The organism is Rhodococcus sp. AD45-ID, assembly GCF_003023755.1.
Lineage (GTDB): Bacteria > Actinomycetota > Actinomycetes > Mycobacteriales > Mycobacteriaceae > Rhodococcus_F > Rhodococcus_F globerula.
Window position 1 is genome coordinate 820,781 of sequence record NZ_PYHL01000002.1, and the last position, 15,107, is coordinate 835,887.

At 60.9% G+C, this 15,107-nt stretch carries 14 protein-coding genes; 6 read left to right on the top strand and 8 right to left on the bottom strand.

Features of this window, described 5'->3' with window-relative positions; translation table 11 throughout:
* The first annotated feature begins 54 nt into the window (after positions 1-54).
* Both C7T36_RS19965 and C7T36_RS19970 read left to right on the top strand, forming a co-directional pair.
* The gene (locus C7T36_RS19965) at positions 55-1,134 is read left to right on the top strand and encodes a dipeptidase (RefSeq protein WP_045067337.1); all 1,080 of its coding nucleotides are present in this window, start codon (positions 55-57) and stop codon (positions 1,132-1,134) included.
* A 38-nt stretch (positions 1,135-1,172) separates the two neighbouring features.
* Entirely contained in the window at positions 1,173-2,108 is a 936-nt protein-coding gene (locus C7T36_RS19970) for an alpha/beta fold hydrolase (protein WP_084702758.1), read from the top strand.
* An 81-nt stretch (positions 2,109-2,189) separates the two neighbouring features.
* On the opposite strand, the gene menC is transcribed toward C7T36_RS19970, so the two are convergent.
* From menC to C7T36_RS20000, 6 genes are read right to left on the bottom strand one after another with little or no spacing between them, the layout of a single operon-like run.
* Entirely contained in the window at positions 2,190-3,323 is a 1,134-nt protein-coding gene (menC, locus tag C7T36_RS19975) for an o-succinylbenzoate synthase (RefSeq protein WP_045067339.1), read from the bottom strand.
* The gene (locus C7T36_RS19980; RefSeq protein WP_045067341.1) at positions 3,313-4,176 is read right to left on the bottom strand and encodes a GNAT family N-acetyltransferase; all 864 of its coding nucleotides are present in this window, start codon (positions 4,174-4,176) and stop codon (positions 3,313-3,315) included. Before C7T36_RS19980 ends, menC begins: the two co-directional genes overlap by 11 nt.
* Positions 4,173-4,964, bottom strand: coding sequence for an ABC transporter ATP-binding protein (locus C7T36_RS19985; protein WP_045067342.1), 792 nt, complete (start codon positions 4,962-4,964; stop codon positions 4,173-4,175). The genes C7T36_RS19980 and C7T36_RS19985 overlap by 4 nt, the downstream gene beginning before the upstream one ends.
* The gene (locus tag C7T36_RS19990; RefSeq protein ID WP_239654717.1) at positions 4,961-6,838 is read right to left on the bottom strand and encodes a dipeptide/oligopeptide/nickel ABC transporter permease/ATP-binding protein; all 1,878 of its coding nucleotides are present in this window, start codon (positions 6,836-6,838) and stop codon (positions 4,961-4,963) included. Before C7T36_RS19990 ends, C7T36_RS19985 begins: the two co-directional genes overlap by 4 nt.
* A complete protein-coding gene (locus C7T36_RS19995; RefSeq protein ID WP_084702760.1) occupies positions 6,839-7,852 on the bottom strand; it encodes an ABC transporter permease in 1,014 nt (337 codons plus the stop codon).
* Positions 7,853-7,896: 44 nt separating this feature from the next.
* Entirely contained in the window at positions 7,897-9,498 is a 1,602-nt protein-coding gene (locus C7T36_RS20000; RefSeq protein WP_045067344.1) for an ABC transporter substrate-binding protein, read from the bottom strand.
* 633 nt (positions 9,499-10,131) lie between these two features.
* Between C7T36_RS20000 and C7T36_RS20005 the strand changes: the two genes are divergently transcribed.
* From C7T36_RS20005 to C7T36_RS20020, 4 genes are all read left to right on the top strand, one after another.
* Positions 10,132-11,472: a serine hydrolase gene (locus C7T36_RS20005; protein WP_045067347.1), complete on the top strand. Its 1,341-nt coding sequence runs from the start codon at positions 10,132-10,134 to the stop codon at positions 11,470-11,472.
* Between the two features lie 138 nt (positions 11,473-11,610).
* Positions 11,611-11,847, top strand: coding sequence for an RGCVC family protein (locus C7T36_RS30395; protein ID WP_084702762.1), 237 nt, complete (start codon positions 11,611-11,613; stop codon positions 11,845-11,847).
* 62 nt (positions 11,848-11,909) lie between these two features.
* Entirely contained in the window at positions 11,910-12,533 is a 624-nt protein-coding gene (locus C7T36_RS20015; RefSeq protein WP_045067348.1) for a TetR/AcrR family transcriptional regulator, read from the top strand.
* A gap of 26 nt (positions 12,534-12,559) precedes the next feature.
* A complete protein-coding gene (locus tag C7T36_RS20020) occupies positions 12,560-13,816 on the top strand; it encodes a DUF1214 domain-containing protein (RefSeq protein ID WP_084702764.1) in 1,257 nt (418 codons plus the stop codon).
* Positions 13,817-13,822: 6 nt separating this feature from the next.
* Here C7T36_RS20020 and C7T36_RS20025 read toward each other — a convergent pair whose 3' ends face one another.
* Together C7T36_RS20025 and C7T36_RS20030 are read right to left on the bottom strand one after the other, a co-directional pair.
* Positions 13,823-14,452, bottom strand: coding sequence for a bifunctional 2-polyprenyl-6-hydroxyphenol methylase/3-demethylubiquinol 3-O-methyltransferase UbiG (locus tag C7T36_RS20025; RefSeq protein ID WP_045067349.1), 630 nt, complete (start codon positions 14,450-14,452; stop codon positions 13,823-13,825).
* Entirely contained in the window at positions 14,449-15,105 is a 657-nt protein-coding gene (locus tag C7T36_RS20030; RefSeq protein ID WP_045067351.1) for a lysoplasmalogenase, read from the bottom strand. Before C7T36_RS20030 ends, C7T36_RS20025 begins: the two co-directional genes overlap by 4 nt.
* Between the last annotated feature and the right edge of the window lie 2 nt (positions 15,106-15,107).

A 15,107-nucleotide genomic window follows, 5' to 3' on the forward strand; every position in this document is an offset into this window, starting at 1 on the left:
TCGAGGGCGATGAGGGCCCTCGACCTGCCCACACTACTTTATCCAGGAGAACTCGTGCTGAAACCTCTCGCTCCCTTTCCGGATGTGAATCATCCTGCTGCACTCGATGCTTACGGTCTTGCCCCGGTCATCGACGGTCACAACGATCTGGCCTGGACGGCTCGTCAGATCGCAGGCTATTCGGTGGAGAATCTCGAGAAGGATTCCATCTTCCAAACAGACATCGACAAGCTCGGGCGCGGGGGTGTGGGTGCGCAGTTCTGGTCGGTGTACGCACCGTGCGACATGACCGAACCCGAGGCAGTTCAGTACACCCTCGAACAGATCGACTACGTGTACCGGATGATCGAGCGGTATCCGGATACATTCGAATTCGCGCGAACCGGTGACGACGTGCGTCGTATCTGGAGCGCGGGCAAGGTCGCATCCTTGTTGGGTGCGGAAGGTGGCCACAGCATCGGAAGTTCGCTCGGCGTCCTGAGAATGATGGCGCGCCTTGGTCTTCGGTACATGACTCTCACGCACAACGACAACACCGGCTGGGCGGACTCCGCGACGGATTCGCGAGTTCACGGCGGTCTCACCGACTTCGGCCGGGAGATCGTGCGAGAAATGAACCGGCTCGGCGTGCTCGTCGACCTGTCGCACGTCTCGGTGGAAACCATGCGTGATGCCGTCGAGGCGTCGTCAGCGCCGGTGATTTTCAGTCATTCGTCCTGCTCACAGCTATGCGGGCACCCACGCAACGTTCCCGACGACGTCATGCGGTTGCTCGCTGCCAACGGCGGCGTGATCATGATCGCCTTTGTCCCCATGTTCCTTTCGGCAGAGTACAACGAATGGTTCACGGGCGGACGCGTCGGCGATCGGCCGGCGATGACGGTCGACCATCTCGCAGATCACGTCGAACATGCCAGGAAGGTTGCCGGAATCGATCACATCGGATTGGGCAGTGATTACGATGGATTCGACGACTTTCCGGACGGCATGCACGATGTATCGGGATTCGCAGTATTGATCGATCGTCTCGCCGAGCGCGGTTGGTCTGCCGAAGATTTGGCAAAGCTGATGGGCAACAACGTGTTGCGTGTACTCGACGAGACCAGTGTGGCCTCGCTGTCAAACCTATCCTAGTTGTAGCGACGCCAAAGAAGATGAGGATGAGAATGAGAATGAAGAAGATTCGTACTGTTGCACTGAGAGCTCTTGCTTCGGTGTCCGTTGTTCTGGTTGTAGTTGTATCCATTGCGCTCGTGTTCAACCTCGGTTCCAGCAAGGCAAACGTCCCGAGTGGGGAAGCGGGCAATCAGTTCGTGTCCGTCGACGGAAAGAACATGAGCGTCTCGATCCGTGGAAATGGCGATCGGACCATCGTGCTTCTACCCGGGTTCGGAACGTCCGCACCGATTCTCGACTTCAAGCCGCTGATCGACGAACTCGCGCCCAACTACCGGGTTGTTGCGATCGAACCCTTCGGCTATGGATACAGCGACGCAACGGACAAGGACCGCACCACGGAGAACATCGTCGAAGAAATACATGCCGCTGTGCAGGCTTTGGGGATTGACGAATACGTCCTGATGGGGCACTCCATCACAGGAATCTATGCTCTGGACTACACCGCGAAGTACCGCGACGAGGTCACCACTTTCGTGGGAATCGACAGCAGCGTCCCCGGGCAGCCGAACATGGACACGAAGTTTCCGATCGGAGCATTCAGGGTTGCAAAGCAATTGGGCTTCTCCGACGTTCTGGCGAAGTTTGCGGGTAACGAAGAATCAGATGCGTACCTCGATGACGCGGAGAAGGAAGAAATGAGCCGTCTGGTCGCGAAGAACAACTTCAGCGACACCTACCTCAACGAGATGGACCATCTTTCCAGCAACTTCGCTGCGTCGATCGGCAAGACGTTCCCGGCCGACCTTCCGATTCTGTTGTTTGCGGTACAGAATTCGAAGGTCCAGAGTTGGACAGCGCTCCACGAAGGGCAGGCAGCCTCCGTCGATCATGGTGAGTTGGTGCTGCTCGACGGGGACCACTACCTGCACCACACCAAATCGAAGGAGATCGCCGAACACTTCACGACGTTCATGGACGAACTTAACTAGGCTCACCCGCAGTACCGGCGCACATTCAAACAGCCGCCTCCACTGGATGACAGTGGAGGCGGCTGTTTGAATGTGCGGAACTTACAGAATCTCGGTGGCGACGGTGAAGCGCTCCATGACGTCCTCACGCGGAGTCACGCCGAAGCCGGGTCCCTGCGGCACGGCGATGTGGCCGTCCTCGATGACAAACGGTTCGGTGATGTCTTCTTTGTAGAAGCGATCCGACGCCGAGATGTCGCCGGGGAGCGTGAAGCCGTCCAGGGCTGCGAGAGCGGTGTTGGCTGCGCGGCCGATCCCCGTTTCGAGCATTCCGCCGCACCACACCGCAATACCGTGAGCGGAGGCGAGATCGTGGATGCGCTTGGCTTCCAGGTACCCGCCGACACGGCTCGGTTTGATGTTGATGACCGAGGCGGCGCCGAGCATGATCGCATCCGCTGCATCCTTGGCGGACTCGACCGACTCGTCGAGGCAGATCGGAGTCGATAGCGTCTGCGCGAGCTTGGCGTGCTGCACCAGATCGTCCTCGGCCAGCGGCTGTTCGATGAGGAGTAGCGCGAATTCGTCCAGCCGGCGTAGTAGTTGGGAGTCGACGAGGGTGTACGCGGCGTTCGCGTCGACCTGCAATGGGACGTCGTAGCCGAACTCCTTGCGCACCGCGGCCACGGGAGCGATGTCCCAGCCCGGCTTGATCTTCAGCTTGATTCGCACGTAGCCCTGCGACAGATAATCGCCGACGGTATCGAGCAACTGCGGAATGCTGTCCTGAATACCGACGGATACTCCGGAGGGAACTCGCGTACGCGTGGCACCGAGGTAGCGGGCGAAAGACTGTCCGCGAGCACGCAATTCCGCGTCGAGGATCGCCATTTCGATGGCCGACTTGGCCATCTGGTGGCCCACGACGGGGTGAAGCACGTTGCCGACAGTCTCGGCCGAGAGCGGCTGATCCGTCTGCGATTTACGCAGCGTCGGAACAAGATACTCGCGCAGCATCGCACGCGCACCTGCGGTGTACTCCGAGTTGTAGTACGGATCGCTCAGTGAACCGCACTCGCCCCAGCCGACAGTCGAGACCGCACCGTTTGGGCCCTCGGTGGTGCCGCTCACCTTCAGAACGAGGGTGTTGCGTTCGAGTTGGGTGCTGAAGGACGTCGTGAAAGGGGAGACGAGAGGGATGCGCAGTTCGCGCAATTCGACGGACTCAATGTGCATGGATTTGCTCTTCTCCGGTTGTCTCGCAGATTTTCGTGAACGTGTAGTAGCCGCCGGGGTCGAAGCCGGTCGATTGCCATTCTTTCGACGCGATGAGTGGTTCGAGGTGCTCGCGCAACGCATGGCGCCAGGCGAAGGCGCAGGCGCGGTCGACCGTTCTCAGATGCTCTATGTCCCGAGGTATTCCCACTGCGATGTCGACGCAGCCGGGCGGGATCGGGAGCATCCGAGGCGTATTGTCCTCGGCGGGTTGGAGCACTGTGAAGATATCATCAACGGCCACAGTGGAACTCGGAGCAGATTCGGCGTCGAAGTCCCAACTCACCAGCATGCGATCGCTGGCATCGCCGGCATTGATTCCGTCGGCCATCGATCCGTAGAAATCCGGATTGTATTCGGCCGGTTCGGCACCGAGGCGCGCGATGTTGAAGTAGGCGTTCCGTGCGACGAGGGGGTCGAAAGTCCACCGGATCGTTCGGACTCCGCGCTCGATGCACCAGTCCCGCTGGTGATGCTTTAATGCACGGCCGATTCCCTTGCCTGCGAATCCCGGTAGAACCCCCGCGATGTGCGAGTGCAGAACCTCGCCGAGTGGCTCGACAAAGAATCCGACGCATCCGCCGATCATGTTGTCGCCGGAAAAGGCTCCCACTACGTAATGTCCGCCGTGGTGAAGGGCAACCAGCATCGCTGTGCCGAAATGGGCCGGTCCAGGACTGGTGGCCCAGATGTCGTCGAAAACTGCAGAGAGATTCTCTATTTCGCGATTGTCGACCAGTTCTCGAAATTCAATCGCAGGGGAGAGCGCGGGCGCACCGGCGCCGGGTGAAGCCGGCCGGATCGAGTGTGTCATCGGAACATCGGCTCTCCGAATTGCGGAATCGCAGACAACAGCTTGGCCGTGTATGCCTCTCGAGGAGAATCGATCACGTCGAGAATCGGTCCGTGCTCGACGATCTCGCCGCCGAGCATGACTGCGACGTGGTCACAGACGTAGCGGATCACTGCAAGATTATGGCTGACGAAGAGAACCGTCAGACCTAGCTGTTTCTGTAGATCTACCAAGAGATTCAGGACTGCGCCCTGCACGGACACGTCAAGGGCTGAGGTGATCTCGTCGGCAAGCAACACGGACGGCGCAGCAGCGAGTGCCCTTGCCAGCGCCACACGCTGGCGCTGACCACCCGACAACGAGGACGGGTAGTCGTACGCCTTCTCCTCCGGGAGTTGGACCGTGCTGAGCAGTCGAGCGACTTCGACAGCCCGGTCGCTGCGGCTACGACGCACGCGGTCGCGGCGTTCGGTGGATCGCAGCGCCTCGGCCAGGGACTGGCCGATTGTCATGCGGGGGTCCAGGCAGGAGTACGGATCCTGGAATACCATCTGGATTGTGTGGCGTAAGCGTGCCGTCGCCCCACGGGCATGGGCGACGTCGACACCGTCGAGGAGAATCTGACCGGAACTCGGCTCGGCCAGACCGACCGTTGCCCGTGCCAGAGTGGACTTTCCAGAACCGGATTCGCCCACCAGTCCGACTATCGATCCCGAAGGGATGTCGAGGTCGACGTTCTTGACGGCGTGGAATCGTTTGGTGCCGTTGCCGAGATGGACGTTGACGTCGCGAAATTCCAGCCTGCTCATCGGATCTCCTCTGCAGCGGCAACCAGTTCTTGCAATTCGGCATCTGCGGTGCTCGTCATGGTGCCGAGGCTCTCGACCTGCCAGACTTCGTCGACTGTGGCGAGCGGCTTGTCGCGGTCGGTGGTCATGGTGGGAACCGCGGCGATCAGCGCGCGGGTGTAGGGGTGCTGTGAGCGTCCGGCGACCAGATCGTCCACGGAGATGTCCTCGACGATGTTTCCGGCGAACATGACCAGGACGCGCGAGCACATTCCGGTGATGACGGCCATATCGTGCGAGATGAGAAGGATTGCGGCACCGGTCTCTTCGCGAACCTCGTGCAGCAGTCCCAGAACCTCACGCTGGACGGTGACGTCGAGTGCGGTGGTGGGTTCGTCCGCGATGATCAATGCAGGCTTGCCCATCAAACCCATGGCGATCATGGCGCGCTGACGCATACCGCCGGAGAACTCGTGTGGGTACTGCTTCGCGCGGTGAGGAGCGTCGGGGATTTTCACCGCTGTGAGACGGTCGATGGCAGCCTTCTTGGCTTCGGCCTTGCTCATTCCCTCGTGTAGCCAGCCGATCTCGGCGACCTGGTACCCGACCTTGAGGGACGGGTTCATCGAGGACATCGGGTCCTGAAACACCATGGACATGCGCGTTCCGAGTTGGCGGGCGATCTTGCGTGCGGCAGAACCTTCCGGCCGCTTTCCGTCCTTCATCAGGACGGTGCCGTCGAATTCGATAAGACCGGCGTCGACGACCGTCGGGTGATCGGTCAGCTGCGAGATCGCCATGCAGCTGAGCGACTTTCCGGAACCGGATTCGCCGACGATCCCGACGGTTTCACCGCGATGGACTGTGAAGCTGATGTTGTCGACAGGTCGACGCCATACGTTGCCGGCAGGAACCGCGACGGACATGTTGCGGACGGTGAGAACAGCGTTGTCGTCCACCGGAGCCGAAGGGGACTCGCTTGTGGCCGTGTTGATCGGGTTCCATCTGGGGAGCTTGCTGCTGATCGGGCTGCGAATACCCGCGCCGCGGGCGATGGCCTCGCCGACCAAGGTAAAGGTCAGACCGGAGAGCACGACGGCGATGCCGGGCGCCAGTGCGGTGGCGGGGTTGACGAAGATCTTCGACAGGCCTTCGTTGAGCATGCGGCCCCAGTCGAAGGACGGCGGCTGGATACCCAGGCCGAGGAAAGACAGGCCGGCGAAGACGACCAGTCCGCTGCCGACGGAGATGCTGGCGTTGACGATGAGGGGTTCACGAATGTTGGGAAGTATGTGCCGAAACAGCAAGCCGGGCTTGGTGACTCCGAGGATGCGTGCGGCATCGATGAAGTCGCGGCCGTTCACCGAGGAAGACAGTGCGTAGGTCAGTCGGGCGAACGGTGACGCCATGGCGAGACCGATCGCTATCACGGCGCTGCCGGAGCCCTGTCCGAGCACGACCAGTAGGAAGATGGCCAGGAGTAGACCGGGGAAGGCGATGGCGAAGTTGAGGAACGCCACGACGAACCGGCCGATCCAGCGGGGAGCGAGCAGCGGGAGTGTTCCGAGGAACAAGCCCAATGCGACGCCGAGGCCTACGGCGCTCAGCGCCATGAGGACGGACAACCGGGCAGCAGTCATGGTGCGGGCGAAGACATCTCGTCCACCGGCGTCGGTTCCGAAGATGTGCTCGGAACTCGGCCCCTGGGAGAGTGCCTTGGGATTGGCGACGACGGCGGCGTCGCCCCAGATGATCGGTCCGAAGATCACCAGTGCGATCAGCCCGGTCAGAAAGGTGAGAGCCAATATTCCCAGGGGAGTGCGGAAAGTCTGGACCAGCCAGTGCCGACGAGGAGGCGTCGTTGCGGCCGTTTCGACTGTAGGTGAGGTGCTCACTCAGTTCTCCCGGATGGTGGATCGTGGGTCGATCAGAGCGAGCACCACGTCGACGATGAAATTGATGAAGAGGACGATGCTGCCGTAGATCACGACCAGTGTCTGGGCGAGTGGATAGTCCTTCTCGGTGATGGCCTTGACCAAGGCCAATCCCATTCCCGGCCACGCGAAGATGCTTTCGATGAGCACGGTTCCGGCTATGAGGCCACCCAGCAGGAGACCGGCCAGCGTCAGCGTGGAGGTCAGGAGGTTGGGCATTGCGTGACGGAAGTACATGCGCGCTGCGGACATCCGCTTGGCGCGTGCCGTTCGGATGTAGTCCATGTCGAGCACGCTGAGAGCCTCGGCGCGCACGATCCGCGACATGGAGGCGATGGTGCCGATGGACATGGCGGCAACCGGGAGGATGTAGCTTTCCGGCCCGCCTCGTCCGGCGACCGGAAGGATTGGGAACGTGACGGCGAACAGGTAGACCAATGCCGTACCGAACATGAACTCCGGAATGACGGCGATGGTGCCCGACGTTGCGGTGTAACCGATTTCGACTCCGCGGCGTCGGCCGCCTCGCGTCAGCGCCGCGAAAATGAGCCCGAGCGGGATGCCGATGACCAGCACGGTGATGACCGTGAGGAAAGCCAGTTCGAGTGTGGCGGGCAACCGGGTCCCGATCACCTCGAGGACCGGAGTCCTCAAGGTGATCGAGTCACCTGGATTGCCAGTGAGCAGACCACCGATGAAGCGGAAGTACTGCTGGTAGAGCGGAAGGTCGTATCCGAGTTGAGATCTGGTCGACTCGACAAGCTCGACCGGGGCGTTCAGTCCCAATGCCAACCGGACGGGATCGCCCGGAATCAGCTGGAGCATCAAGAAGGCAGCCGTCACCAGCGCCCAGAGAGAGACCACGAACGTGCCGAGGCGGCGCAGAAGGTACGCAGGCCAGCTGTCGGACTCGAATAACTTCTTTCGAGCCGACGGTGCCGCGTGTGGTGTCGCGGCTTCAATTGTTTGACTCATGGGCTGTCTTTCCGAGGGGCGGGATGCTGGGACGGTGAATCGGCCTACTGGTAGACGCGCAGTGCGGACCCGATGTAGGTCTTACCGAATGCGAGTCCCGACTTGGAGAAATAGGTGTTGTTGACCGAGTTCGCGAACGGAACGGCGTCGACCGACTTGACGATTTCGGACTCGGCGGCTGCCCAGGCATCACACGCTGCGTCGCCGGTCAGGTTGGAGGCCTCGGTTGCGCCTGCTTCGTATGCGGCGTTGCTGATGTCGGAGAAGTTCTTGCCCGCTGCCGGAACCGGTCCGGCGAAGAAGCCGGTGAACGCACTGGGCAGGGTGTTGTTGATCTGAATCCAGCCGATGTCCCAGGCGGAGTTGTCCTTGCCGCTGAGCATGACGTCAATGACCTTGTTGGAATCGCCACCGGTCACCTCGACCACTGCACCGAGAGCGTTCCAGGCGGTCTGTGCCATCTCGACTGCTGCGTTGCGCGAGTCGTCGACGCCGTCGTAGTACATGCGGAGCTCGAGGGCGGTTCCGTCCTTGCTGCGCTTGCCGTCCGATCCGGCGGTCCAGCCTGCGGCGTCCAGGGTCGCCTTGGCAGCGTCGAGGTCGAACGTGGGCAGGTTGCCGTCCACCGAGTTGTAGATGCAGGCGCGGGGTTCGAGGGCGACGAAGCTGGTTGCACGGACTCCGTTACCAGCGGTGAGAACCTGGGTGATGTCGTCGAGATCGACGGCCTGAACCAGAGCCTTACGCACGGCAGGGTCGCTGGTCGGGTTACCGGCCAGGTGGTTGAAGTACATCTGACCGGCCGGAACCGGACGCTCGACGACGGTCAGGTTGGCGGAGTCGACACGGGCCTTGTCCGGTCCGGAGATCGCCACGGCGTTGATTTCGCCGTTCAGCAGCTGGTTGGCTGCGGTGCTCACGTTCGGAATCATGGACGCGATGACCGTCTTGGGGACACCCGGTGTCTCCGAGGTGGTGTCGTCCGGACCCCAGTTGTAGCCGTCGCGGCGTTCGAACGTGTAGTGGTTGTTGGGAACGACCTCCGTCACCTTGAACATGCCGGTACCGAGCGAAGCCTTGTTCGCGGCAGTCGGGTCCTTCAATGCGCCGTCGCAGACGATGGGCAACCTGGCGAGGTTCAGCAGCAGGAACGGGCTGGCCGCCGGGGTGGTCACCGTGACTGTGCGGGTCGCGACGTCTGCCGTGGCCGTTGCAGTCGACGGAACGGTGGTTCCGCGCATCTGCGAGCCGTTGGCGGGGTCCGCGACAAAGTTGACGTTGTCGGCGACGGTCTGGGCGGTCAGGATGGACCCGTCCGTACAGGTCACCCCGTCACGAATGGTGAAGGTCGCCGACGTGGGCGTCTCTTCCCACTTCTCGGCAAGCCACGGTCCGACGACGCTGGTTTCGGGGTCCTGGAAGACCAGGTAGTCGTACGCCAGCTTCGAGATCTCCGCCGTGGCCGTCGAAGCTGCCATGATCGGGTTGAGTGAGCCGGGATCCGCCTGAAGTCCGAACCGGAACGTACCGTCCGTGACGGGATCGCCACCGGAGCCGCCTGCAGTGGTGCTTCCTGAGCCACAAGCGGACAACACGAGCGCGAGCCCGGCGGCCGCCGCAAGTGTTGGATAGGACCGGTGTTTCATAGTACCTCCGTGAAAGAGCGCGGGTCCGAGTGAATCGGTTGAACGCGGGTTGGCTTACTGACTGCTAAATCTCCACGATCGGCGTGACGCGTGTCTCGGTCGATCCTCAAGAAAATCAAGCCATATTTCGTCCGGTCCCACCAAACCCGGCCGACGGTACTTGAGGATTACACGATTGCGTACTTCAGGCTGAGTAACTCTGCACCGCAAGCCGATGTGTAGCGGTGAGACGGCTGGTGAGATGGAAACATGAATGTCGACAACACGGAAGGTAGGGTCGCCCGCTCGCACTGGCACCTTCGGTGTCGATACCATACGGGCCGGAAAAGTTTGAACCACAGTTGATTACGGGGTCTGGCGGTTGATGACGATTCGGGTTTGGTGGCCCAGAACAAAAAGCGGCTTGGTATTTTTGTGAATCGGCCGAGACACGCATCACGCCGACCGTCGAGAATAGCAGTCGGTAACTCAGTCGCGTCCAATCGATTATCGCTCGGGCCCAAGCTTTTTCACGGAGGTAGCATGAAGCGGTAAGGCACTCAACGGATCTGCGTCGCATCTCTACCAGTAAGCCGACTCACACCGACCGAAGAAGCAGCAATACAGAACGCCGGCGAAATCGAGGAATCAAAGATGCAAGAACAGTTGCAGGAACTTGTCGACCAGTGGAGGGTCGAGGCGAACATCCCCGGCGTATCGGTCGGTATCGTGCACGGTGACAAGGACATCGTCGTCACCAGCGGTATCGAGAGCGTCGAGACACAACTTCCGGTCACCGACAAGACCATGTTCATGATCGGCTCCACCACAAAGGTTTTCGTCTCGACTGCTGCCATGACGCTCGTCGAGGACGGCTTGCTCGACCTCGACACCCCGGTGGTCGAATACGTACCCGAGCTTGTCCTCGCCGACGAAGAAGCCACCCGTACAGTCACCATGCGCCACCTTCTCACCCACACCGGAGGATTCACCGGCGACGCCAGCCTTTCGGCAGGCTGGGGCGAAGACGCACTGGTTCGCTCGGTTTCGCGACTGAAGGAGCTACGACAAGAATTCCCGGTCGGTGAGGTCTTCTCGTACAGTAACTCCGGTTTTGTACTCGCCGGACACGTCGTGGCCAAGATCAGCGGGCTGACTTTCGAAGAGTTGGTCACACAGCGAGTCCTGGAACCTCTCGGCATGAAGGATTCGGCCTTCCTGCCCTGGGATGTGATGACTCATCGGTTTGCGCTCGGCCATTACATTCGCGACGGTGTCCCGTTTGTTTCCAATGAAACCGGGCTCGACCGCGGCATGACGCCCTGCGGTGGAATGTGGTCCTCGGTGCGGGATCAACTGGTCTGGGCGCGCTACGCACTCTCGGGCGAGCACCCCGGCGAGGGACAGCCGCTCGACGAGTCCACACGGTTGCTGATGCAGGCACCGCAGCGGCCGGCGGCGATGATGTTCGAAGAGGTCGGTCTGGGGTGGCTGCTGACCAGGTACGGCAGCACACAGGTCGTCCGGCACGGCGGCAACGTCAGCAATCTCCAGGTCTCCGAGTTCATGACGGTGCCCGAGAGGAACTTCGCCATCACCGTTCTGACCAATGCACTCGGTGGAGGAATCGCCAAGAAGATTGTCGATTGGTGCATGAGCAACATCGCGGAACTGCCAACGCCCGTTTCGCTCGACCTGGTCGACCTCACCCCCGCTGCGGTCGACGCGGTCCTGGGCAAGTATCAGGCGGGTTCGCTGACAATGACAGTCGCCCCTGGTGACGAGGGAATCGGCATCCGGATGGGTAGCGCAAAGGACCTCGGCGAGTACGAGGACATCGTCTGGCCGCCGGCGATCCCGATTGCCTTCGTCAACGACAACAACTTCGCCGCTCGTGCGGACACCACTCGGGCGTTGGGACGCTTCGTCACCGACGACACCGGACGCGCTGTGATGCTGGAATTCGGCGGGCGTACCGCTAAGCGAGTGGCTTAGGCCGGTAGGGGACGACGCCGAGACCGAAGCGGGTAGCGTGGAGGATGCCGAGGGCAAATCGAATGTGTGCCGTCACGCCACGTCGTCCTCGGCATCCACATCGGCCGGAAGTTGAATGGTCGAGAATGGAGAACCGCCATGGCCTCGAACCCGACCGATGTGTCGAATTCTGTCGACGTTTCCCAGTCACCTGCCGCGCAGCAGGCGCAAGGATCGGCAGATTCGACGCCGTCCTGTCCGGCTTGTGGGCACAGTCTGGAATCCCACGATCCCCTCGGAGTTCGATTCTGCCGCGTGACTTCGGACCGGAACCTCGACCGAAAATGCATCTGCCCGGATGAGCACGTGAGCATGCAGCACTACACGCGGTATTGAACGCCACCCAGAATTAACGCACTGCATTGACAATTTAATGCAGTGCGTTATAGCGTCCTCGCATGGCATCAGTAGATCCCAAAAGTGCAATGGTCGATGTCGCCGAGCGGCTGCTCGGCACCCAGGGAGTCGACGCGCTCTCGATGCGAGATGTGGCAAACATTGCGGGCCAACGCAATACGTCCGCGGTGCAGTATCACTTCGGTGGACGCGATCAACTGCTCATTGAAGTGTTCCGTCGCCGAATGGTGGCAATCGCAGAGGACCGACGTGCCTTCTTGGCGACAATCGACGCAGCCGGCCGTGGCCGCGAATTGCGAGCACTCGTCGAGGCCTCGATCGTTCCTTTTGCATCCTCGGTGAGCAGATCCGTCGACGGCGCGAACTACGCCGAATTCATTGTCAGACTCCTTCCTACGGTGGACTATTTTGGTCCAGATCTTGATTCCCCCGGCAATGTGAACCGGGAAATCCATCAAAGGTTGGTGTCTTCATTGACACATCTGACGGAGAATCAGGCTGCTGAGCGAGTCGAGATGATGTTCACTATGGCGTTCTCGGCGATCGCTCTACACATGAGACGTCGTGCGCTCGGAATCAGCTCTGCTTCAGCAACTTTCGACGACTATGTCGAGCATGTCCTGGTGGTGGCTGTTGCTGCGTTGTCTGCTGGGCAATCAGTGTGACTGTTGACAAACAGAAATGAGCAAAGATGGACGTTTCCTCTCGTTCCGAAGCCGATAATGCTGCGTTGGATGCAGCCTGGGCAAAAATGTGTGACGACCTGCGGTCCGCAGGCACTCTTGTGGCACGTGACCCGGTGGCAGTCGATCCCACGATGCGCTCGGCGGGATACCGATACTTGCTGAATCTTCTCAATGCGGGGCTGGAGCAGATGGTGTTCAGTGCCGACCCGCAATACCCGGAAGTCGGTCACCTCCAAGACAATACGAAGCGTTATGCGACAGAGTCTCCGGATTGCTTGTTCGGTCACGCAACTCTCGATGCGGCCGGTACATATCGACTGACAGGTACCGGCGGGTGCGCGCGATATCTTGGGCTGACGTTGTACGACTCCGTCAATCTGTACGAGAACCTGGACCGCGCCGCGCTCGAGCGCAGAGATTTTGCGGCAGCGTTCAAAGCCGCGACGGCCGGCACCCTTGGCGCGATGTCGAATCCCGGCGGAATCACCTTGGATGCAAACGGCGACTTCGAGGTGATCATCAGTGCTGAGCGCCATGACGGGAACTGGCTGCCGATGGACGCCGCTGCGACGAAGCTGATGATCCGTCAGTACTTCTACGACTGGGAAAATGAAGAGCCGTATCATATTTCGCTCGAGCGGCTGGACTTTTCAGGAACGGGTCCGGTGCCGGACCCCGTGGTGATCGCCAGTCAGGTGACGAGAGTCGGTGAGTTCGTCGACGGATTCTCGGACTACTGGGCAGCAATGTATGCGGCCCGCGCCGGTGAGCGCAACGTACTGCGAACACAGCCACCTGTCAGTGAGACCTACGCTTCCGATACCGGGTACATCGCCTACGGCGGAGGAAGTTTCGAGATCGGCGACGACGAAGCCGTCATCATCGAGGTGACACCACCGGACTGCCATTTCTGGAATATCCATCTCGGCGACTACTGGGGCCAGTCGCTGGACTACACGTTCCGCCAGACGTCGCTCAACGGACACCAAGCAGTGCTCGACGGTGGGGTCTTTCGGGCCGTTCTTGCACATCGTGATCCGGGAGTGGCCAATTGGCTCGACACGGCCGGAAACCGCTTCACTCGTTGCGTGTACCGATGGTGGCTCGCCGGCAGTGACGATCTGCCGACGCCCACCGTGCGAGTCGTGAAGTTTGCTGGGCTGGCGGAGGAACTACCCGGGGTCGAACGGATTTCGGCGGACGAAAGAAGATCGATGCTCGATCGTCGCCGTCGTGCGGTACTGGCTCGCTATCAGCGATAGAGCCGACTATTCTGCGCGGGAGAACACCGCTACCAGGAAGCCGGAATCGTCGGTGAACGGTCGTAGGTCCCACGTGGAGAGCAGCAGATCAACCGTAAGCCCGCTGGCTGACGCGTCGGCCAGGAAGTCCGAGAATTCGTAGTCGCGGCCGGCGCCGAAACCGACGACCACGCGTCCGGTCGGGGAGATATGACGGGCGAACCCGGCCAGCACGGTCCGTCGGGTCGACGGCGCGAGGAAGGTCACCACATTGCCGGCGCACACGATGACGTCGAAATCGGCCGCAACTCCACGACTGGGCAGATCCAACTCCGCAAGATCGCCGACGAGCCACGTGGGTCCGGGGTAGTCCGCTTCCGCTGCGGCGATCAGTACCGGATCAACATCGACGCCGACAACCTCGTGGGCGGCTTTCTGCAGGTGACCTCCCAGGCGTCCCGGCCCACAGCCTGCGTCGAGAACCCGGCCGCCGCGGCCGAGCATTGCGTCGATCAGCCGAGCCTCACCGACAATGTCATTGCCTTCCGCTGCCATGGTCCGGAAGCGTTCGATGTACCGCGTGGAATGTGATGGGTCGGCAGTGGTGATTTCTTCCCACTGGCTGGGTGTGCGCTGGCTGGGGGCCGGTTCAGTCATCTTGTGATGGTACCGAGCCTCATTTTCTCCTGACTGAGGATGCCAACCGTCAGGAGGAGCAGCGCGAGGATGTACGACGCCATGATCCAGATGTCGGTGGGTTCGGGCTGCCACTTGTCTGCTTGGCCCAACAGAATAATGGCGTCCGAGAAGAGAAAGAGTGCTCCGCCCAATCCTGCAGTCTTGTTGTAAGCCAATGAGGTTGCCGCGGTGCAGACCAGGATTGCGGCGTAGATCGGGACGGGAATCTGGAGTTCGCCGAGGCCGGACCAGTTGTAACCAACAAGGGCGATGGCGGCGGCGGTGTAGGCGAGGAGAACCCACGGGTTTTTACGGATACCTTGCAGTGCTCCGCGCGAGATGAAGAAACGGATGAAGCAGAGGTGGCCGATCGCGAAGGCCGCCATTCCGACGATGAAGGTGCCGTCCCAGAGAAGAAACAGATCGCCGAAGGCGCACGCGATAAGCGCGGCGGCGATAATTTTCGGTCCGTGATCCACCAGAACCCAGGCGGCAAGGAGCGGAGCAAGCATCACTTTTGTGATGCCATCCCACGGCGTCACGTCCGCGCCGTTGAGGATCAGGTGCGCGACGGCAACAATCGCGAAGGCAACAAACCACGGACTCCGCACGATGAGCTTTTCCACTGTCATCG

Excerpts from the sequence above, each read along its gene's own strand:
- C7T36_RS19970 (WP_084702758.1), top strand. The coding sequence starts at position 1,173 with ATGAAGAAGATTCGTACTGTTGCACTGAGAGCTCTTGCTTCGGTGTCC.
- menC (WP_045067339.1), bottom strand. The coding sequence starts at position 3,323 with ATGCACATTGAGTCCGTCGAATTGCGCGAACTGCGCATCCCTCTCGTC.
- C7T36_RS19980 (WP_045067341.1), bottom strand. The coding sequence starts at position 4,176 with ATGACACACTCGATCCGGCCGGCTTCACCCGGCGCCGGTGCGCCCGCG.
- C7T36_RS19985 (WP_045067342.1), bottom strand. The coding sequence starts at position 4,964 with ATGAGCAGGCTGGAATTTCGCGACGTCAACGTCCATCTCGGCAACGGC.
- C7T36_RS19995 (WP_084702760.1), bottom strand. The coding sequence starts at position 7,852 with ATGAGTCAAACAATTGAAGCCGCGACACCACACGCGGCACCGTCGGCT.
- C7T36_RS20000 (WP_045067344.1), bottom strand. The coding sequence starts at position 9,498 with ATGAAACACCGGTCCTATCCAACACTTGCGGCGGCCGCCGGGCTCGCG.
- C7T36_RS20005 (WP_045067347.1), top strand. The coding sequence starts at position 10,132 with ATGCAAGAACAGTTGCAGGAACTTGTCGACCAGTGGAGGGTCGAGGCG.
- C7T36_RS30395 (WP_084702762.1), top strand. The coding sequence starts at position 11,611 with ATGGCCTCGAACCCGACCGATGTGTCGAATTCTGTCGACGTTTCCCAG.
- C7T36_RS20015 (WP_045067348.1), top strand. The coding sequence starts at position 11,910 with ATGGCATCAGTAGATCCCAAAAGTGCAATGGTCGATGTCGCCGAGCGG.
- C7T36_RS20020 (WP_084702764.1), top strand. The coding sequence starts at position 12,560 with ATGGACGTTTCCTCTCGTTCCGAAGCCGATAATGCTGCGTTGGATGCA.
- C7T36_RS20025 (WP_045067349.1), bottom strand. The coding sequence starts at position 14,452 with ATGACTGAACCGGCCCCCAGCCAGCGCACACCCAGCCAGTGGGAAGAA.
- C7T36_RS20030 (WP_045067351.1), bottom strand. The coding sequence starts at position 15,105 with ATGACAGTGGAAAAGCTCATCGTGCGGAGTCCGTGGTTTGTTGCCTTC.